Genomic DNA, 19,801 nt, shown 5'->3' with positions numbered 1-19,801 from the left:
CATCTTTCAATACTACTAAAGTTACTCGATAAAGTTGGATCTTAATTTTACGACCAGAAAAAAGTTGTACCCTAAATTAATCGGGATTTTCAATCAAAAAAAATCGTGACATAACTCATTCTGCGGACTGGGATCTCTGTTTATGGGGTTGGCACCTTTTCAATTAAGATTTCATTCTCGTCCTTATCATAATAAATACAAGTCATTTTTTCAAGGTCCACAATCCACTTCTCAATCCCTGTCTCAGAGCAATGTTTACAGAAAGTGAAATAGTCTGTTTCTCCCTTTTGATGTATTTTCAAGTATTTTTCAAATTTTTCTTTGTCAGTAATATCCGATATTTTCAATTCTTCATACTGTGGACTTGATTCGATCCGAAAATTATCCTTTCCAAAATATAGCGTGTGACTATCTGCAACCCAAGTTTCAAATGCCATTACACCCAATTCTTTGATCTCCTGGATATATTGAGGAAAATCAGCACCCGATTTAACTTTACTGTGTACCAAATCAATTTGTTCTATTGTAAACATTGAATGTCTTATTTAATTTTTTGTTTTTATTATATCGTTAGTTAAAGGATTCGGTATAACTATATTTATGGGTTGGTCCCGGTTGAAACATCTTACAAAATCCGAATTATGAAAATAAAGCCAATTAGACCAAGATGCAGGCTGTATCAACAAAGTTGTCAAAATGAGGGATTGTTGCGCAGTCTGAGGTTTGGAATTAAAGAAGTAGGGCTGTAAATATGCAATTGCTTTTCGGTTAAACACAAGCCAAATTTTTAAATTTTTACTAATAATTTTTCTTAATGAGCCAAATTTAAAAATTTGGCGACCTCGCAAATACACCTGGAACATTGGGTTTGGCACTTACCGTCCTATTTTTTTTATACAGTGCTACAAACAGTTTTTCTACAATTTGTAATTAATACCTAAATTTATAACTGATGATTTTATAGTCTTATTTCTTTCAATTAGACCAGCATAATATCTGGCGTTTATTCCAATTAGTCTTGTAAAATTGTAACCAATTCCTAAAGATGCACCCAAATCAAATTTATCACAATTCGGACAATCTTCACTAGCTCCGAAAGGGCTTTCGAATTCCGGAAATGGGTTATCCGTAACTTTTTCTTTCGTGCTCACGATATATCCAAGTTGTGGTCCAATCTCAATATAAAAATTTTTCGTTGGATATATTTGTAACATAATTGGAATCGAAATAGTTGATTCCGTAATTCTTGTTTTTAATTCTCCGAAGACGGGTTCTTGGTGGGGAGAAAACCTTATTTCAATTTCTTGTGATGTGTTAGTGCCCTGTATAGCAAAAATTAATTCTGGTTGTAATTTTATAATGTCAGAAAAGCCAAAATTGACAAAACCACCTAAATAAAAGCCGAACTTGCCATTAAAATCCACGATGTCAATTCCCTTAATCTCAATATTTGGAGTATATTTTGAGTAATTTATTCCAGCTTTTAAACCATATTCTGTGGAAGTATTTTGGCCGAAGATATTGGTTGCCAATAATGTTAATCCAATAATAAAAGTAATTTTTTTCACTGTTAGTTTTTGTTTTTAATTGTTTGTAACGTCTCGGCTATGAGCAGTGCGGGGCAAAAATGCAATCATTTTCGGGCTCGCAATAAGCCAAAACTTTTGTTCTTTAATTTTTTATAATTCAAATCCCCAAAAAGTTTTGGCGACTTCGTAAATATACAACTGCTTTCGCGTTTTGCACTTATCCCGCATTGCTTATAGCTAATGTTGAACTAAACCTAAAGGTAGCTTCACGGGACAATAATATCAGGATTCACCACCTTTAGGATAGGATTTAATCTAATACTCAATATTATAAAAAAAAATGACACCCTTATCCAAAGGGCCTGTATTTCAGTTCCGGAATTTGCCACACTCTACCAAAAACTAAAGCGTTCCGTCGAGCTCGCCGGGAAAAGCCAGAGCACCCTTACCAACTATGCCCGTTGCATGGCGCACATCGCACTCCACTTCAACTGTAGCCCACTTGACCTCGATGAGGAACAGGTGCTGGACTATCTGCACGTTTTAAAGTCCCAGCACAAATCACCCTCGGACATTCTTTTCAAGCACACCGTTTATGGCTCCGCTATGCCTACCGCATCTTCGGGATGAAAGAGATGCACGTGGTGCTCCCGAGCATTGAACGTGTCAAGAAACTCCACGTTGTGTTGAACCAAAGGGAGATAAAACAACTGCTGAAGACCCCTAAACTGCTCAAGCACCGATTGGTACTTGCGATGCTCTATGGTTGTGGACTTCGCAATTTTGGACTCCGCAACCTACAGTGCAGGGACCTGGACTTTGACCGGAAGATGGTGCACGTGCGCCAGGGCAAAGGCCGCAAGGACCGGTATGTTCCCCTGTCCGAGATGCAGATCCGTGGTCTAAGGAAGTACTTCTTGGCGGAAAACCCCACTACCTGGTGCTTTACCGGCAATCCAAGATATTCCAAAAGCATTGACTCCTCAGGCTAACGTTTAGCAAAATCTGAAGTCAAAAGAAAGGGAAATAATCGATTTTCAATCTACTGATTATCAAAAAGTTAAAAAACGTTAGTCAGAATGATAAAACAGGCAGTCCTGCACAGCTTTCCTCACAGGAAATACAATGGATCGTACGTGAGGCCCGCAAGCAAAGCGGGATCCCAAAGGAGATCACCGCCCATATCCTGCGCCACACTTATGCCACCTATCTCTTGGAAATGGGCCTGGACATTATGAGCGTAAAGGATCTCTTGGGGCATGCGGATATCCAGACTACGCTTATCTACCTTCATAGCCTGTCCCGATCTCTATCGGAATGGCACAATCGGGAAGACAAAAGCCGTTCAGTCCGCTGGACAGGCTCTATGGCCAATAGGGATGTCCTGTCCCGATCATGAAGTAGCGCACGTATTGGAGCGCAACAGGGGAGCACCTTGCCGATCTTTATGCCAACAGTTGGCAGGCACGCACCCTGCACGCCCTTCGCAAGTGCCGCACCGCGACCCTTGGTGGCCACATAGACCGCTGCGACAATCCTGCCTGCCATAAGCTCCACCTTAGCTACAACAGTTGCAGAAACCGCCATTGTCCCAAGTGCCAGGGACACAAAAAGGAGGAATGGATCCGGGCAAGGGAGGCAGATCTATTGAACGTTTCCTTTCTTGCACCGCAAGTGTCCGGTCTGTAAGAAAGGAAAGCTTGTTACCATTGCGACCTTCACTGCCCGTGGGCCACCACAACACTGGCAAGAGCAAATCAAAAAACAGTTAAACAGACCTATATAAAAAACGTGAATCCCGACGTAACGGGACCCCTATGGCTAAAACTGAAGAAAAACATTGAAAATACCGAAAAACCAAGAATAGTGCGCATTAAATACACCAAGTTCTTTAAATTCCAAAGAAGTAAGAGAGACTATTACTCCAAAAACAGGAGAACGCAACCCCTAATACCCCAACCCAAACTAGACCATTCCCCATAGTGCTGACCGACAAACACCGGTTCAGTCAACACTGCATTCATGTTGAGTCGTTCCGACACGAATGCTTAGTTATTGTGCAACGGTTTTCTTTCTGTTTGAAAATAATGAAACAATCTCAATTGAATTTTTATTAATTCGATAATAAAGATTGTTATGCTTTTCAACGACAGCTTTTCGGATGTTCTTTTCTCAAATGACTCAGGGAAAATTTCAGGTATTTTTGAGATCAACTCTACTGTGTGGTCTAATTTTGCAGCAAACTTTCTTATTTCCTTTTCAGTCCAGTTGTTTTCGAGGTATTCAATAGTTTCCTTTAGTTCAGAAATTGCGTGGTCAGTCCATAGTATCTTATAACCACTTTTCATAAATTTCTTTCACCTTTGAGTGGGATGTCAATTTTCCGTTATCAGCATCTTGAATCCCTTTTTCAATAGATTCTTTTTCTTTTGCTGAAATTTCGTTCCACCAATCGGTTTTTTCTTTTTCTCTTAATTTCATTAATTTGTCAATCAAAGTCTTATCGTTCAATGTTGACAACCATTGAATTAATTCGATTTTTTTATTTTCTAAACTTACCTCCATAGTATCAAAGTTACAATTTTAATTCTACCATCTAATTTTTTGAGTGTATTTTTTAACTTCTGACTAACGGCCAAGTAATCGAGTAGGCAAAGGGAGTTTCACCCTAAGCCTCTCACGGAACCGTACGTGATAGTCTCCCATCATACGGCTCTTGTTGTACAAATCTAAGCGATTACATTGATTTCGGGAAATAGCCAATGGTAGAACAAGGTAGGAAATTGATCCCTAATTGTTGCCAACCATTTATAGCCTTTCCCCATGCTGGTTTTGTATCGCATGTACCTTCTCCTTGCCCACCAAACCAATCGCGCACTGAGCAACCAAAAGACTTTTGTGAGTTCGTACATCTTAAATTTACCATAGTAGTGTACCCATCCCCTTATCATTGGATTGAGGTAGTGGGCAACCCCTACAATATTCTTAAAATTTAACTTGTTCACATTGAGTTCTTCCAATTTGTCGGCGATCCGTTTTCTCGAACTAATGCTGATGGCACAGTCATAGCCTAAGAACATTTTCTTCGTTTTCTTGGAAAATGCACTTCGCGGCTGAAAGGAATAGCCCAAAAAGTCAAACTTGACAATGGGGTGTTTTCCCTTTCGGCGATAGTCCCTGCAATAGACGATTTTCGTCTTTTGTGGATGCAGTTCCAACCCTATGGATGCCATCCTTTGGTGTAACGCATTTAGTACCTGTTCTGCGTGAGCTTTGCTTTTACAATGTATGATCACATCGTCGGCATAACGTGAAAACGGTACATCCTTATCCGTGTTTTTCAACCATTTATCAAAAGCATAATGCAGAAATAGGTTTGCCAACAATGGGCTTATTACGCCCCCTTGTGGTGTTTCCCTTTCCTTGCTTTTGGACGAGCTGTCCGGATGTTGTAAAAACGGGCGCTTCCAACCACCGATTGACGTAAAGAATGACCCAATTTTCGGGTACGTGCTTCTTTACGGCAAGCATCAGTTTCTGGTGGTCGATATTGTCGAAGAACCCTTTGATGTCAAGGTCGATTATCCAGTCTTGTTTCCAACAGTTTTCACGAACCTTTTGCAATGCTTGATGTGCATTTTTATAAGGTCGATACCCGTAAGAATTGGAACTGAATACTTCCTCTAATCGCGGTTCGATGAACATTTTGACCACCGTTTGTCCCACCCTGTCGCTTATGGTGGGTACGCCCAATTTTCGGATACTTCCGTCCTTCTTGGGTATTTCCACTTCTTTGATGGGTGGCGGGAAATAACTCCCCGATGCCATTCGGTTCCAGAGTTTGTAGAGATGTTTGCTGCGGTCTGCATCAAATTCCTGCATACTTATCGCATCCACGCCCGCACTCCCCTGGTTGGAACGCACTTTCTGATAAGCCTCCCAAACCATTTGGCGACTTATCGGTATCGATTTTGTCTCATTCCATAAATTCATCCTCATTTGTATGAGTTAGTCAATAAAATGTAACGGTACAACCCAAGCCCTTCGCTCCATTTCCATTACGGAAACTTCAACACTACTACGGCTCGGTCTGCCTCTGCATACACTATCGGTATTTTGCCGCTAAGTTGTTCTTATTGTACATTTCCCTTGGCATTTGTATGCAGTTTCCCAAGTTCCGTGAATAAGCCTGAATAAAGTTCTTGCCATCTGAATGACGCCAGCCTTACAGAAAATAAATAGGCTCTCTCTGTAATGATTGTTATTGCTAACAAGTTACAATTACAATCTGGGAGCCCTATCCCTGTATCGGGGTCTTCCCCTCCTCCTCTGTAATAAAAAGTGGATTCCTCCAGCTCTGCAAGAAGTTGTTCGTTTGAGGGAATAAGTTTATTTGAATCAGATGGATGGTAATCATTCAACTCAAAAAACATCTTTTTAAATTCTTCTTCAGGAATAAATTTAGCTAATGATAGACTTATCTCTTTAATTTAATTATTTTCAATGTCATAGTTTTTGGCAAACTCGACTTTTAACCTTAGAATCAATTCTTTTTGGTCTTGGGGTAAGGCTTGAGTCAAAATTTGTTCTAATTTCTCATCCCATAAGTGATATTTTTCTATGCTAGATAACATACTGAAATCTTTTTTTATCTCCAAATAGGATTTATTTTCAAGAAATGGCTTTCTCAATTCACGGCTTATATCTTCGACTGAAGAATTATCATTTGAACAGTTTACAAATGATAGTGCGGTAATTATAAAAACAGAAAATTTTATTATATATTTCGTGATGATAAAATTAGGTTTATAAAAATGTTACTCTTTCGATTTTCACTTCTTCGGCTACTCTGTTTGTTTTAAGTTGATTTTTCGCTTACACATACACCAACTTTTGAGTGGAGGGTTAGTCCTGAAATTGTTTCTTTTAACCTTTTAATTCTTTAAATAGGGTACAACGGTCTCGGCTATGAGTAGTTGCGTGGGTTAGTACTAACTTTTGCAAGTACACACCATAAAAATTCCGATTATTAGATATGTATAAGTTGTTCCAGCAATAAAACTGTCAAATTTAAAGCTCGCTGAACTCCATAACCGAGTCAGAAGAATTAAAATCAGTCCGATTATTCCTTGAATTATTAAGGAATTATTAATTGTATTTATCAGTCTGATAAAGTTGAAGGATTTCCAAAGTCCGTTTTTTCGAGCATTCCAAATTATTGGAAATCCGAAAAATATTACGACTAATATTGTTACAATTTCTATATTAGGAACAATCATTTTTTAATCAACTGCAATTATTAAATTCGGTTTTTCGCCTTGCTCTATTTTTCTATAATTGACAAAAGCTCCACACTCTAAAATAGCATTTAGTAATTCAGGTTTATTTTCTTTTAGAAACTTACCATTCTCAATTTGCAATAATGTTAGCTTTTCGGTTAATTTATCAACACAGTCAATCCAAGCATCCATATTTTCTCCGTAATAATCTGGAAAATTTAGTTCGGATTTAAATTCAGAGTGAAATGAATTCCAATCAGTTAGTTTCTTACCATCGATTTTGAATGTTGTCATTTCATTTTTTTCAAATTCTGACTAACGTATTATATTTAATTGTTTATTAGGTATTTACAAAACCTATATCTTCATTGGTCAAACCAAATTTATCGATTTGTTTCTTTATACGCTTCACCAATCCCAGCTTTCTTTTTTGGTCTAGGAATAGGTACCCTTCTGGATTTATATAGGGTACCTTGACCACCATGTTCCAAATAATCACTGCAAGCTTTCGTGCTGTGGCACTAATGGCCGATACGCGTCCTTTTCTAAAGTTGACACGATGGAAGAAGTCACGCAATGGGGTTGATTCTTTTAAGTTCCCTATGGCATTTGCGTCATTGCGTAGCGCAATTTTTAAACGGTTGCTACCCTTGGGCACTTTGCTGGATAGCACCTTGCCACCGCTTACTTTATTGTTTGGCGCCAATCGCAACCAGCTCGCAAAGTGTTTTGCGGTTGGAAACTTCCGGATCCCTTCGATTCCCACCTCACTCATTAGTGCCAGAACTGTGGAGTAGCTCATTCCCTCTATGGCCAATAGGTCTGTTCCCTCGAACATCTGATACGACTTTAAGTTTAGGTCTATTTCCCTGGGCGTGTTTTTGTTGATCCTCTTATGGGGTTTTGGATCAATGTGGTGCTCCCGCTTATTGTCGTCCGAACCGATGATCTCCTCGAGCATTTTTGCTATCTCCTTGTCGCACTGTCCTATTTTTAATTGCAGGTGGTCATAGGTCTCCAATTCCTGCCCAAGAGCGAATAGGTAATCCTTTCTTCCATTTGATTGCAAAGCACTGGCTATCTCCTCTTCACTTCTACGACAGTTGCCGTGCCTTAGTGACGCAAGCTTTTGCGGATCCTTTTCCCCCTGGCAAATTGCGCGAATGATCAAAAGTCCCGTAAGGCCACAGATATCCTTCACTACCACATCCAAGCGGAAATTGAGCAGTCTGAGATATTTCTGCATTTTTTTGGAGGTAGAGGCTGCCGCATGGAGCAGATTGGACCTGTGCCTGCAATAGGTGCGCAACTGCTCGGTCTGTCCATCGGGCAGGAAACTGCCGCTGAGCAGTCCCAGAGTGTGCAGCTTTTGTATCCATTGGCAGTCCATTACATCACTTTTTTTTCCTTTGATGTTCTTGGTAAACTTGCCATTGCACAGGATTACGTGAAAACCCCGAGCGACAAGAACTGCATAGAGATTTTGCCAATAAGTACCAGTACTTTCCATGGCAACAGTCATGATTTTCCTTTCATCCAACCAATCGGCCAGGGCAAAAAGATCTTGATTAAAAACGCCAAACTCGCGAACATCCGGTTCGGATTGGCCAACGGCCACCCAATGTGAGCGGCTCCCAATGTCTATTCCCGCAGCATGGGGATTGACAATTTCCATTGAAACAGTTTCTTCCATAGTTATAGAGTTTAAAATAGCTCTGAGGAGATGTGCTTTTGGCTTGTAAATATTCTGATCGGGGTTGCCCAAAGATCGGCACCGCCACTGGAGTCATCGCAAACATCTCAACCAGGATTGCGCTCGTGCTTCCCGAGGGAGCAACAGTTGAAAAATCGGCCTTGCAAAGAGCATCACTAATTTATGAAAAAAGTAAATGCGCAACGTTAGCTTTGGGAGTCAATGGTGGGGTATAGGTGGGATAGCCCACAACGTCCAGTATAAGCGCAGTAGCGGGATTCACGCACTGATTTTCGGTTTATACCAGACCTTAAATTTATAAAATCACTTTTGGTTTTTGCTCTTATCCGCTATTGCGTTTATGCCTTGTTGTGCAACGTTATTTTATTTGTTCATCATTCTTAAATATCTCTATCCTGAATTTATTTCTCTCTTCACTTATCAAGTAATCCATTATTAAGTTCATATCTTCCATTAATTTCAGATAAGACATTACGACTTTTAAATACTCACTTTCTTTTGTAAGTCCCTGCCATTTATCAATAAAGACGGTGATTCGTTTTTCTTTTTGTTTAATAATTTCAAAGTAAACTCCTATGTGAAGATGTTCAGCCTTTTCGATATATAGCTCCTTGGTGTTATTGCTCTCTTGAATTTTATCAATTTTTATAAAATCCGACTGCAAAATATTTATAAATTTTTTTACTGAAAATAAATATTTGTTTAAATCTTTTGAAGCGACAAAGTCAAACACTTTTTTATAGTGCATATTCGAATTTGAGTCTTTGCTTTTTAAGTGAATAATTTCATTTCGAATTGTTTCAATCTCAAGTATTCGTCCAATTATTTCGAAATTTTTTTTAATGTCAAAAGTGATGTTTGGTAATTCTGGAATCACTTCTTCAATTTTTTCTTTAAAGCTAACCCAACGCTCAATGTTTTCCTTATTGAGTTTTGTTATTTGTTCTTGAAATTTATTCGAGTTTGATGTTTCAGTTTTGGAGTATATAAAATTATCAGGAATAATATAATTTATAAAAGCCTCAACAGATAGATGCAAAAATATGATTGAACTAATTCTATATTGAACGAATCTATTAAATATTGGTGTGTCAATAAACTTTATTCCGTCAAACTTTTCGGATGCTATATAATGGAATGTATCCGCATATTTATCAGTCCATTGAATTTGTTCGTAAGCCATATCGAAATAGGCCTGAATTAAGTTCGGTGCTATGCCTGCGAATATTTTCTTTTTATGGAAAAAAGTGGTTGCTTGAAAAACAGCGCCCTCCGAGTTTGAGACGAAAAGATTTGATTTATGTTGTTTTAACTCTCTTTCCCAAATTTTCAAGGGTTTTTCTTTTAAGGCTTGTTTTACAATTTTCCTTCTTTCATCACTTTGATTATTTATTGCATCAGGACTTGCTTGGAAGATTTTCATTCCTTCAATTCGTGTTTTTTTTAAGTCCATTCTATAAATTTGTGAAGTTTGAGTTTTAATTCTGACTAACGTCAAATTAAGTTGCTGATATTCAGGTTGTTTTTAAACCCTAGGTCCTCTGGTTTCAATTCAAATTTATCCATTTGTTTTTTAATGCGGTTCACTAGTCCGAGTTTTCTTTTTTGGTCCAGGAACAAGTATTGTTTCGGAGGCTGATATTGGATTTTTTTTGTGATCATGTTCCATATAATTACTGCGAGTTTTCGAGCCGTTGCACTCACTGCCGAATGCCTTCCCTTGCGGTAGGCGACCCTTCGGAAAAAGTCGGATAGATGGGTGCCCTTTAGGTTGCCTATGGCATTGGCCGCTTGGCGCAGGGCGATCTTTAGCCGGTTACTTCCCTTAGGCACTCTGTTGCTTAGTATTTTCTTTCCTGATATCTTATTATTGGGCGCTAGCCTGAGCCAGGAAGTAAATTGTTTAGATGAGCCGAACTTATTGAAGCCCTCGGGACCTATCTCGCTCATAATGGTCAATATCGTGGAGTGGCTCAATCCTTCGATGGCAAAGAGATCAACCCCGTCAAAATAGCGGAAAGCTATTTGGTTCAGATCTTTGATCTGTGGTGCATTTTTGTTCATCCTCTTATGCGGCTTTTCAGTTGTTTTCATTTTCCCGCGCTCAGGATGCTGTTTCAGTTCTTGCTTTATAAAATGTTCGATCTTTTTGTCGCAGTCCGCAATCTTTTTTTGAAAGAACTTATAGGCCTCGAACTCTTGTTGTAGTCCAAAGAGATAGTCAGACCGGTTGTTGCCGTGGAGTGCACTGGCAATTTCTTCTTTTGGTTTTCTGCAGTTGTAGTGGCGGTGCTCGGCTAGACTAAGGGGATCAAGGTTGCCCTTGCAGATATCCTCAATGATCTTCATGCCTGTAAGGCCACATACGTCCTTGACCACTACGTCCAATCTAAAGTTCAATAGTTTTAGGTACTTCTGCATCTTGTGCGTAGCCGAAGCGGCCAGATCTATCCAGTTTCCCCTTTGGCGACAGAATGTCCTCAACTGTTCGGTTGTAAGATCTGGTAGGAAGCTGCCGCTGAGCAACCCTAGGGTGTGGAGTTTCTGTATCCATCGGCAATCCTTAACGTCTGTTTTTTTACCCTTGGCATTCTTGGTGAACTTTCCATTGGCCAGCACCACCTCAAAACCGAAGGAGATAAGCTCTACGTACAGGTTTTGCCAATAGTCTCCAGTGGACTCCATTGCCACTGTGGTCACGTCAGATTCCATGAGCCACTGGCAGAGTGCTGTGAGATCTTCGGCATAGACCCCGAATTCCCTTACATTGTCTAGTTCTTGGCCAATGGCCACATAGTGGGAGCGGCTGCCCACGTCGATTCCGGCGGCATTGAAATTTACAACGTCCATGCCGAGTTTCATTTTTCTTTCCATGATAAAAAAGTTTATGGATTAATAAAAAATGACCCTAAGGAAATGTAACTTTGATATAGAAAATTATTCTGAACGGGGTTCCTCTTTGATGGACCACCACTGAAATTATCAACAAGCCCTTGAATTAGTACTTCGGGGGCTTTTACATTTCAACCAGAATGTGTCCCGGGCTATGACGCGCCAGTTTAAAAAACGGCCTTGCATAGGATCAACGTAAAGTTCGGGAGTTCTTACCGTTAGCTCAAGAAATTAATAGAAATTTTTATGTGGGGAATGTTTGCCAACGTTTGGGCTATGAGCAGTGCGGGGAAAAAACGCAATAATTTTCGAACTAGCCATCAGCCAAAACTTTATTTTGTACTTAAATTTTTATTTCGATAACCACATAAAGTTTTGGTGACTTTGTATATCTAAAACTGCTTTGGGGTTTAGCACAAATCCCGCATTGATTATAGCCTCGTGTTGTGCAATGTTTTCCCTGCGTTCTGATTCGGTTCTGTTTGCGTTTTTTCTTTCTTTATCTTTCACAGAACTTTGTAGAAAGGAAATGGAGTCCGTTGGTTTCGCCATTCTGATGCTCTACAAGGAATTACTTAAGCCATTATTAACGCAAGTTTTTTATTCAGATTCATTTTCCGAAATATATGCTTTAAGTTGAAAAATAAAATCATTAATCTTTCTATTCTCAAGCGACCATTTTCTTTTATAACGTTTGTTTTTTCTATCGTAATCTTGCTGAAGTTGTCCACCCAAATCTGCTAAAAATATATCCAAATCCATATATAAAGAATGAAGAATAGTATTTAATTCAGTTTTTTCTGCTTTCAGTTGTATAACAAATTTCATAAGTTGCTCTCCAACTCTATTTAAAGAATAAATCCTCGGAAATGTTGAAATACTTTCATCCAATAATTCTTTTTGCATTTGTCTTGATTGCTCATCAAATTCTTTTATAGTCATTTTTAAATGTGTTTTGAAATTTTCGAGATTTAAATTGTAGTAACTTTGATAGGACATAATGCCTAAAGTTTTTTATTCTTTAATTGAAAAATCCAATATTCTTATTTCAAGTTTCTCCCCCGTTTTTCTTTTTGAAACTCTTTGCCAATTTAATTGTCCAGTAACAGATGAAACATATTTCGCTAAAAAAGGTTTGATATAATCTCCATATTTCATTGAGCCTAAGCTAAAACTACTATCTGACCATTCAAAAGCATCAATCATTTGACCTTGTGCATTACGCAAAATGAATAATAGCTTTACTTTGGTAATTGTATATGGAATATTATTTTTAATTGAAAACCCATCTAACATTTTTGCATTATGGCCGTCACTCCACTCAATATTTATTATTTCGATCCCTTCTTTTATCCCTTTTACTGAATTACTTTGATTGTTTTTTTTACCAACAGACTTAATGTTCAATTGCGTTATTTGAGTTTTTGGTAATTGGATTAATTTTGAGACATATTTTGTTGGAATAGCAAAATTCAGATTTTGACCAGAATCTAAGGTTCCAACTGAAACCCCAATTAGTTGGCCGTCATTGTTTATTACTGGACCACCACTACTTCCTGGGGAAATAGGTGCAGTTATTTGAATAAGTTCTGTTTTGTCGATAGTTCTAATTCCACTTATAATTCCTTCCGATATTGTTCCAGACAAACCTTTTGGATTTCCAATTGCATAAATTTTTTCTCCAATCTCAGGACTATTTTCATTAATTTCAATTGCTGTTTCAATTAATGTAGGAACAGACAATAACACCAAATCGTTTATCTTATCGACAGCCAAATATCCCTCAATTTTAAACTTTCTGGACTCCCCACTTATAGTTACATAACCATAATTGGCGTCTTCAATAACGTGTAAATTAGTAATTACTTTTCCCTCATCTATGATAAATCCAGAACCTAAGGATAATGGTTGTTTGGAATTATCCTCCATAACCAATGAAACTGTAGAAGCCATACATTTCTTTGCTATTTCCTTGGCATTTTGAGAAAAAATTAAACTTGGAATTAATAATAATAAAAATAAAAAGTGTTTATTCATAGTAAAATTGTTTCTTCAAATATTGCACAACGTGAGTCTGTGCATCAACTCAATTCGGATTAAAACTAATGAATCAATTGCTATTTAGAGAGCCGTTAGGACTGTATTTCTTGTAGGTTTAAAATTTGGATAGGTATTGCGTGGTAAAAGAAAACTGTTCATGTGGGCCAAAATCGCTTCAAATAGGGCCGAAAATCCGGGCACAAGCCTTTTCAGCCTGTTTTTCAATACCTCTGGTCCCAGAATGGATACAAGCCGGGTGAGGTTATAACAGATCATCATCAGGTCAACCTCGGAGAGTACATTTTGTTTCCCCCTCATCAATGTATGGGTAAAACCCCATTGCCTTTTCAGTGTCCCAAACTGGTGCTCGGTGACCTGTTGCCTGAGCCTATAATATTCTGGTCTTGCTTCCACTCTTTTTTGATTCTCGTCCAGAGCCTCCTGGTAAATGGAGCGCTCTATAAAGCGCCCGTTCTTGTTTGTGGTGCACAGCGCTCTGACGGGACATGCCCCGCAGGCCTCCCTGTTCTTGTAGTGCTTGACCTTGTGGCCCGCCTTATCGTAGATACTTCCATTGGTGGCCAGTACCTGATCCGCCGGACAGGTGTAGGTATCCTTTATTTTATCGTACCTGAAATCCACCATGGGATAGCGTCCGTTTGTGGTGCGAAGAATGGTCCTTGGGTGAGGAATAGGGCGTGATCCCGTTCCTGGTGCAGATATCCAGATGCTTGGCGGTGGTGTATCCCTTATCGGTAAGGATGTCCAGGCTTTCCACGCCCAGGAGTTCCTTGGCGTCCAGTGCCATTGGGGAGAGCGCATGGGTATCGTTCACGCTCCCGGTATCGTTGTTCACAAATAGCTTGTGCTTTGCATCGCAGCCTGCCTGTACGTTATAGCCCACGTTGATGATGTTGCGGTGCAGGATTACGGACCTTGCGTCGGGATCGGTAAGGCTGATCTGGCTCTCGCCGCTTTCCTGCAGTTTTTTTTCTATGTTGCGGTACCTCTCTTTTTTTGATTCTTGGTACGCAATCTTCGACCCGATTTGCTGTTCACCGACAACTCCATCCCCTTGATCGAGCCTGTCCTGGTACTCCCTGATCTTGTCGTCGATGTAGGCAATATGGCGGTCCAGCTTCTTTTGGTTGAAGTTGTTCTTCTGGGCATTCTGCGCCCTGATCTTGAAGGAGTCTATGGCGATGGTCGCACCCTCTATGAGCTCCCATTCCTTGAGCAGCCCCACAAAATGCCTAAAGGCCAGTTTGAAGGCCGCGGCATTGTCCTTTCTGAAGTAAGCGATTTTCCTTGCCGAGGGACGCAGTCCCTTCAAGAGCCAGATCACCTCAAGGTTGACCTTGCAGGCGTGTTCCATTTGGCGTGAGGAGCGAAGTCTGTTCTTGTACCCATAGAGATAGAGCTTGAGCATATCCGACGAATGGTAGGGAGGCCTTCCCTCGGCGTTGAGCACGTCCCTAAAGCCCAGTTCCTCCATAGGAAGGATATCCACGAACATATCAACGGTACGCGCCCAGGACTCCAGCCCTACGCAAGACTCAAAGTCCACCATTACCAATTGGTCCCGATTAAATCCTGTTATAAATTCCATAACATCAAGATAGCCAATATCTTAATGCGATCTGGGCAATGCACTAAAAGGTAATCAACAAAGTTATCAAGAAAGGGAGGTTATTGCGCAGTCTGACGTTTAGTATAAAAGAAGTAGGGCTGTAAATAAACAATTACGTTTCGGATTATACACAAGCCAAATCTTTTGCATTTTGTTTTATATTTTTGTTCTAAAGCCAAATCAAAAGATTTGGCGACCTTGCAAACAAGCCTGAAACATTGGGTCTAGCACTTACTTGCCCTATTTTTTTTATACATCTTAAGTTTGATTTTTAATAAATCAGTTAACTTTCAGTATAAATCAGAAAGAACAAAAGAGCGGAGTAAGGTTACTTTATACAGTGAAGCTTTAGACTTCGACAACATTGATAATCCCCGCTCTTTTACTACTTAAATCACGTTCTCCCGATACCTATCGGGACTGTGAGGCCTAGACCTCGTTTTCAAGTTGTTGTGACCCAAGTAGCTGGTTCTTTCATAAACTATTTTCTATGAATAAATATAAGGAAACTTTTGGAGTTGACATCAGCAAGCCTGCCTGCAGCAGGCAGGGATGTCTTTGATTTGCACGGCAGTACCAGTGGCCACGATCAGTTTAAGAATAACGAAAAAGGATTTGCCGCTTTTTTAAAGATCCTTCCCGAAGATTCGATTGTGGTGATGGAGGCCACGGGCTACTATCATTACAGGCTCGCACAGTTTCTTTACAAAAACAACGTCCTTGTATCGGTCGTTAATCCGTTGTCGGTAAAGCGTTTCATACAAATGAAGCTGGCCAAAGTAAAGACGGACAAGAGCGACGCAAAGGCAATCTGCGAGTATGCACTGGCCAACGAAGTTCCGCTCTACAGTGCCTTGACCGATGTCCAGGCAGAGTGTTTGCAACTCTTCCGGTTAATGGACAGTTACCTTAAAAAACGCACGGCAACCAAGAACAAGCTGCACGGCGAAGAAACCCTGGGCATTCCCTCCAAGTTTGTGTACCGCTCCCTAAAACGGGACAGGAAACACTTGGACAAAGAGATTGCCGGTATCCAGGAACGTCTGCTCTCACTGGTCAAGATGGAACAACAACAACAGCTCACTCTTTTGACCACCGTTCCAGGGATAGGCACAAAGACAGCATTGTTTTTAATTGTAATAACCGATGGTTTTTCCAAGTTTGAGACTGCTGCGCAGCTCTGCAGTTATGTTGGCATTACACCTACGATCCGGGAGTCCGGAAGCAGTGTGCGTGGCCGTAGCAGGATCAGTAAGGACATGCATCCGACGAGCGAATTTTGAGCGAGAGGAATGCATATAAGAAACTTCGTAACTTACTTTTTCTTTGCGCTTTCAATGCCTGTAAGCACTACAAGGCCTGCCGGGAGCTCTATGAACGGATTGTAAACGCTTGTCTCCGACGAGTGAGGCACGAGCGAGAGGAAGACAAGAGCAAGAAGCTGGCACTTATTGCGGTTGCGAACAAATTGCTGAAACAGTGTTTCGCCATAGCAAATTCGGGTTTGCCGTATGATGATGCGCACGTTTCAGTGCTAAGAATTAAATAACCAATATTAAAATGTTGGGGTTGTTTATAGCTTGTTAAACGGGAAACAAATCGACGAAGGAAGATTTGTTCCATTTCAACAATGCCAGGAAAACTTTGTCAAAATTTAACGGAGAAAATGTTTGGTTTTTACCTCAGTTCTTTGTTACCCTTTGTTATTTCTTTTCGAGTTGATAAGCACTTACCAAAACTGAAGCTGAAATCTGAAGTATTCTTTCCAAATCTCGTATCATATCGACAGTCAACTTTTTCTTTCTATTGAGGATTTCTGATACTCGACTTTTCCCGCCGATTATTCCAACTAAATCCTTTTGGCGCATATTTAATTCTTTCATTCGTATTTTTATCGCCTCGATTGGGTCAGGTGCGTCAATTGGATAATGTTCATTTTCGTAGTTTTCAATTAATAACGATAGTATTTCAGCTTCGTCGCCCTCTTTGGTATTGATAGGTGCATCGAAAATGATTTCCAAGCGTTCAAGTGCGTCTCGGTAATCTTTGTCAGTTTTAATAGGCTTTAATTCCATAATCATTTTTTAAATCGTGTCAGCATTTATTTTATCATATTCCGTGTGAGTTCCAATGAACCGGATAAATGCCCATTGTTTTTCATAGTTGAACTTAACAACAAGACGGTAAGAATTTCCCTTAATATTGAAAACCACTCGACCATTCTTTAAGATACTTGCGTTGATGTAAGTTTGTTTGACGTCGTTGGGAGAAAACCATTCAGCACTTTTCGCGGTGTCATACCAGGTCTTCAAGTATTGTTCGGAATCAGCGTGTTTTTCCCAATATTCGCGAAGTGTACTTTTTGCAATTATTCGTTTCATCCGTTCAATTATTGTACAAATATACAATTAGTTCTCTAATGTTGAACAATTGACGAGTGTTATTTTTAATAAAGGGTAACGTTTAGTGTATGGCTCGTTGCGGGAAAAGTCAACGGACTTTTCCCTAATAACCGAAGATAGTAAAAATGCAATGAATTCCGATGAGGAATTCACCCGCAATGAGCTATACACAGTGTTCTACACCGTTTTTAATCGGTTGCTTCTTTTCCATAGACTAGATAAAATTCCGATACTTGTCTAACGGTTTCCGCTTCCATTTCCTCTTTTTTTCTATTAATCTGTTTTAATAATTCGGATCCATCAAAATAATATTCACTATCCATTACGGTGTCTTTGCCAGTTTGATTAAATTCGGTCATTCTCGCAAAATTTAGAACTTCATTTTTAAAATAAAATATATATTTTAAAGGAATCCCATCTTTTTGAACCAACTCTGCGGACACTTTAAAAATCTTTTCATCAGAGTCTTTTAGTACCTGAATAGCAACTTCATTAATTAGATCAGTTTTCAGTTCTTCAGGTTTAAATTCAGAAATCAATTCTGTCAAGTCAGTTCGGTTATCAATTTGGATTACGTACTTTTTAATGTCAGATACGGCTTTGCTATTTCCGCAACTAATTAGAAATCCTAATAATAATGATATGACGATTGTTTTTTTCAAATGGTGTAGAACGTGAGTCTGTGCATCAACTCAATTCGGATTAAAACTAATGAATCAATTGCTATTTAGAGAGCCGTTAGGACTTTATTTCTTGTAGGTTTAAAATTTGGAGAGGTATTGGGTGGTAAAAGAAAGCTGTTCATGTGGGCCAAAATCGCTTCAAATAGGGCCGAAAATCCGGGCACAAGCCTTTTCAGCCTGTTTTTCAATACCTCTGGGCCCAGAATGGTCATAAGCCGGGTGAGGTTATAACAGATCATCATCAGGTTAACCTCGGAGAGTACATTTTGTTTCCCCCTCATCAATGTATGGGTAAAACCCCATTGCCTTTTCAGTGTCCCAAACTGGTGCTCTGTTACCTGTTGCCTGAGCCTATAATATTCTGGTCTTGCTTCTACTCTTTTTTGGTTCTCGTCCAGAGCCTCCTGGTAAATGGAGCGCTCTATAAAGCGCCCGTTCTTGTTTGTGGTGCACAGCGCTCTGACGGGACATGCCCCGCAGGCCTTCCTGTTCTTGTAGTGCTTGACCTTGTGGCCCGCCTTATCGTAGATACTTCCATTGGTGGCCAGTACCTGATCCGCCGGACAGGTGTAGGTATCCTTTATTTTATCGTACGTGAAATCCACCATGGGATAGCGTCCGTTGTGGTGCGAAGAATGGTCCTTGGGTGAGGAATAGGGCGTGATCCCGTTCCTGGTGCAGATATCCAGATGCTTGGCGGTGGTGTATCCCTTATCGGTAAGGATGTCCAGGCTTTCCACACCCAGGAGTTCCTTGGCGTCCAGTGCCATGGGTGAGAGGGCGTGGGTGTCGTTCACGCTCCCGGTATCGTTGTTCACGAAGAGCTTGTGCTTTGCATCGCAGCCTGCCTGTACGTTATAGCCCACGTTGATGATGTTGCGGTGCAGGATTACGGACCTTGCGTCGGGATCGGTAAGGCTGATCTGGCTCTCGCCGCTTTCCTGCAGCTTTTTTTCTATGTTGCGGTACCTCTCTTTTTTTGATTCTTGGTATGCAATCTTCGACTCGATTTGCTGTTCACCGACAACTCCATCCCCTTGATCGAGCCTGTCCTGGTACTCCCTGATCTTGTCGTCGATGTAGGCAATATGGCGGTCCAGCTTCTTTTGGTTGAAGTTGTTCTTCTGGGCATTCTGCGCCCTGATCTTGAAGGAGTCTATGGCGATGGTCGCACCCTCTATGAGCTCCCATTCCTTGAGCAGCCCCACAAAATGCCTAAAGGCCAGTTTGAAGGCCGCGGCATTGTCCTTTCTGAAGTAAGCGATTTTCCTTGCCGAGGGACGCAGTCCCTTCAAGAGCCAGATCACCTCAAGGTTGACCTTGCAGGCGTGTTCCATTTGGCGTGAGGAGCGAAGTCTGTTCTTGTACCCATAGAGATAGAGCTTGAGCATATCCGACGAATGGTAGGGAGGCCTTCCCTCGGAGTTGAGCACGTCCCTATAGCCCAGTTCCTCCATAGGAAGGATATCCACGAACATATCAACGGTACGCGCCCAGGACTCCAGCCCTACGCAAGACTCAAAGTCCATCATTACCAATTGGTCCCGATTAAATCCTGTTATAAATTCCATAACATCAAGATAGCCAATATCTTAATGTGATCTGGGCAATGCACTAAAAGGTAATCAACAA

Annotated in this window: 21 protein-coding genes and 3 pseudogenes; 5 read left to right on the top strand and 19 right to left on the bottom strand. The window is 40.3% G+C overall.

All coding sequences use genetic code 11. From position 1 onward, the window contains the following. Nucleotides 1-140: 140 nt before the first annotated feature. Nucleotides 141-533, bottom strand: coding sequence for a DUF1398 domain-containing protein (locus EI546_RS00775; protein ID WP_128248753.1), 393 nt, complete (start codon nt 531-533; stop codon nt 141-143). A 384-nt stretch (nt 534-917) separates the two neighbouring features. Then, nucleotides 918-1,568, bottom strand: coding sequence for a porin family protein (locus tag EI546_RS00770; RefSeq protein WP_128248752.1), 651 nt, complete (start codon nt 1,566-1,568; stop codon nt 918-920). Nucleotides 1,569-1,805: 237 nt separating this feature from the next. On the opposite strand from EI546_RS00770, the gene EI546_RS16300 reads away from it, so the two are divergent. The 4 genes and pseudogenes from EI546_RS16300 to EI546_RS00755 form a co-directional block, all read left to right on the top strand. Beyond that, nucleotides 1,806-2,159, top strand: a complete 354-nt coding sequence (locus tag EI546_RS16300) for a phage integrase N-terminal SAM-like domain-containing protein (protein ID WP_205649770.1) — start codon at nt 1,806-1,808, stop codon at nt 2,157-2,159. Next, a complete protein-coding gene (locus EI546_RS00765; RefSeq protein WP_317127434.1) occupies nt 2,156-2,521 on the top strand; it encodes a tyrosine-type recombinase/integrase in 366 nt (121 codons plus the stop codon). Before EI546_RS16300 ends, EI546_RS00765 begins: the two co-directional genes overlap by 4 nt. Nucleotides 2,522-2,562: 41 nt before the next feature. Further along, nucleotides 2,563-2,928 (top strand): tyrosine-type recombinase/integrase, encoded by a 366-nt coding sequence (locus tag EI546_RS16380; RefSeq protein ID WP_317127453.1) that lies wholly within the window; start codon nt 2,563-2,565, stop codon nt 2,926-2,928. Further along, nucleotides 2,909-3,191 (top strand): annotated as a pseudogene (locus EI546_RS00755) (transposase zinc-binding domain-containing protein); the annotation flags it as partial. The gene EI546_RS16380 and the pseudogene EI546_RS00755, both read left to right, overlap by 20 nt. 669 nt (nt 3,192-3,860) lie before the next feature. Here EI546_RS00755 and EI546_RS00745 read toward each other — a convergent pair. From EI546_RS00745 to EI546_RS00695, 13 genes and pseudogenes are all read right to left on the bottom strand, one after another. Next, on the bottom strand, nt 3,861-4,094 hold the full coding sequence (locus tag EI546_RS00745; RefSeq protein ID WP_128248751.1) for a hypothetical protein: 234 nt from the start codon (nt 4,092-4,094) through the stop codon (nt 3,861-3,863). A gap of 164 nt (nt 4,095-4,258) precedes the next feature. Next, on the bottom strand, nt 4,259-4,609 hold the full coding sequence (locus EI546_RS16375) for a group II intron maturase-specific domain-containing protein (protein ID WP_240673205.1): 351 nt from the start codon (nt 4,607-4,609) through the stop codon (nt 4,259-4,261). 99 nt (nt 4,610-4,708) lie between these two features. Continuing rightward, nucleotides 4,709-5,357, bottom strand: a pseudogene (locus tag EI546_RS16370) (reverse transcriptase domain-containing protein); the annotation flags it as partial. A gap of 305 nt (nt 5,358-5,662) precedes the next feature. Further along, nucleotides 5,663-5,962 carry a hypothetical protein gene (locus EI546_RS00735; protein ID WP_128248750.1) on the bottom strand — a complete coding sequence of 100 codons (300 nt, stop codon included), beginning with the start codon at nt 5,960-5,962 and terminating at the stop codon, nt 5,663-5,665. 57 nt (nt 5,963-6,019) lie between these two features. Beyond that, complete coding sequence (locus EI546_RS16065; RefSeq protein WP_164905138.1) at nt 6,020-6,187, bottom strand: hypothetical protein; 168 nt, start codon at nt 6,185-6,187, stop codon at nt 6,020-6,022. Nucleotides 6,188-6,811: 624 nt separating this feature from the next. Continuing rightward, entirely contained in the window at nt 6,812-7,102 is a 291-nt protein-coding gene (locus EI546_RS00730; protein ID WP_128248749.1) for a barstar family protein, read from the bottom strand. A 46-nt stretch (nt 7,103-7,148) separates the two neighbouring features. Continuing rightward, nucleotides 7,149-8,501, bottom strand: a complete 1,353-nt coding sequence (locus tag EI546_RS00725) for an IS110 family RNA-guided transposase (protein WP_128248748.1) — start codon at nt 8,499-8,501, stop codon at nt 7,149-7,151. A gap of 379 nt (nt 8,502-8,880) precedes the next feature. After that, nucleotides 8,881-9,975, bottom strand: coding sequence for a hypothetical protein (locus EI546_RS00720; protein WP_128248747.1), 1,095 nt, complete (start codon nt 9,973-9,975; stop codon nt 8,881-8,883). Nucleotides 9,976-10,016: 41 nt separating this feature from the next. After that, a complete protein-coding gene (locus tag EI546_RS00715; RefSeq protein ID WP_128248746.1) occupies nt 10,017-11,396 on the bottom strand; it encodes an IS110 family RNA-guided transposase in 1,380 nt (459 codons plus the stop codon). Nucleotides 11,397-12,014: 618 nt separating this feature from the next. Continuing rightward, complete coding sequence (locus tag EI546_RS00710) at nt 12,015-12,356, bottom strand: hypothetical protein (RefSeq protein WP_128248745.1); 342 nt, start codon at nt 12,354-12,356, stop codon at nt 12,015-12,017. Nucleotides 12,357-12,428: 72 nt separating this feature from the next. Next, entirely contained in the window at nt 12,429-13,451 is a 1,023-nt protein-coding gene (locus tag EI546_RS00705) for a S1C family serine protease (protein WP_128248744.1), read from the bottom strand. Nucleotides 13,452-13,535: 84 nt separating this feature from the next. Next, nucleotides 13,536-14,099: a transposase gene (locus EI546_RS00700; RefSeq protein ID WP_164905137.1), complete on the bottom strand. Its 564-nt coding sequence runs from the start codon at nt 14,097-14,099 to the stop codon at nt 13,536-13,538. Continuing rightward, a complete protein-coding gene (locus EI546_RS00695) occupies nt 14,077-15,063 on the bottom strand; it encodes a transposase (RefSeq protein ID WP_128248742.1) in 987 nt (328 codons plus the stop codon). The genes EI546_RS00700 and EI546_RS00695 overlap by 23 nt, the downstream gene beginning before the upstream one ends. Nucleotides 15,064-15,574: 511 nt before the next feature. On the opposite strand from EI546_RS00695, the pseudogene EI546_RS00690 reads away from it, so the two are divergent. Further along, a pseudogene (locus EI546_RS00690) lies at nt 15,575-16,633 on the top strand (IS110 family RNA-guided transposase). A gap of 154 nt (nt 16,634-16,787) precedes the next feature. Here the strand turns inward: EI546_RS00690 and EI546_RS00685 are convergent. The 4 genes from EI546_RS00685 to EI546_RS00670 all read right to left on the bottom strand — a co-directional run bounded on the left by EI546_RS00685 (nt 16,788) and on the right by EI546_RS00670 (nt 19,740). Then, nucleotides 16,788-17,159, bottom strand: coding sequence for a helix-turn-helix domain-containing protein (locus tag EI546_RS00685; protein WP_128248741.1), 372 nt, complete (start codon nt 17,157-17,159; stop codon nt 16,788-16,790). Between the two features lie 9 nt (nt 17,160-17,168). Then, the gene (locus EI546_RS00680) at nt 17,169-17,465 is read right to left on the bottom strand and encodes a type II toxin-antitoxin system HigB family toxin (protein ID WP_128248740.1); all 297 of its coding nucleotides are present in this window, start codon (nt 17,463-17,465) and stop codon (nt 17,169-17,171) included. A gap of 209 nt (nt 17,466-17,674) precedes the next feature. Beyond that, nucleotides 17,675-18,148: a hypothetical protein gene (locus EI546_RS00675; protein WP_128248739.1), complete on the bottom strand. Its 474-nt coding sequence runs from the start codon at nt 18,146-18,148 to the stop codon at nt 17,675-17,677. A gap of 65 nt (nt 18,149-18,213) precedes the next feature. Beyond that, the gene (locus tag EI546_RS00670) at nt 18,214-19,740 is read right to left on the bottom strand and encodes an IS1182 family transposase (protein WP_205649750.1); all 1,527 of its coding nucleotides are present in this window, start codon (nt 19,738-19,740) and stop codon (nt 18,214-18,216) included. Nucleotides 19,741-19,801 lie beyond the last annotated feature (61 nt).

Origin of the sequence: Aequorivita sp. H23M31 (assembly GCF_004022485.1) — a bacterium.
Taxonomy (GTDB): domain Bacteria; phylum Bacteroidota; class Bacteroidia; order Flavobacteriales; family Flavobacteriaceae; genus Aequorivita; species Aequorivita ciconiae.
This window is presented reverse-complemented; position numbering and strand designations above follow the sequence as displayed.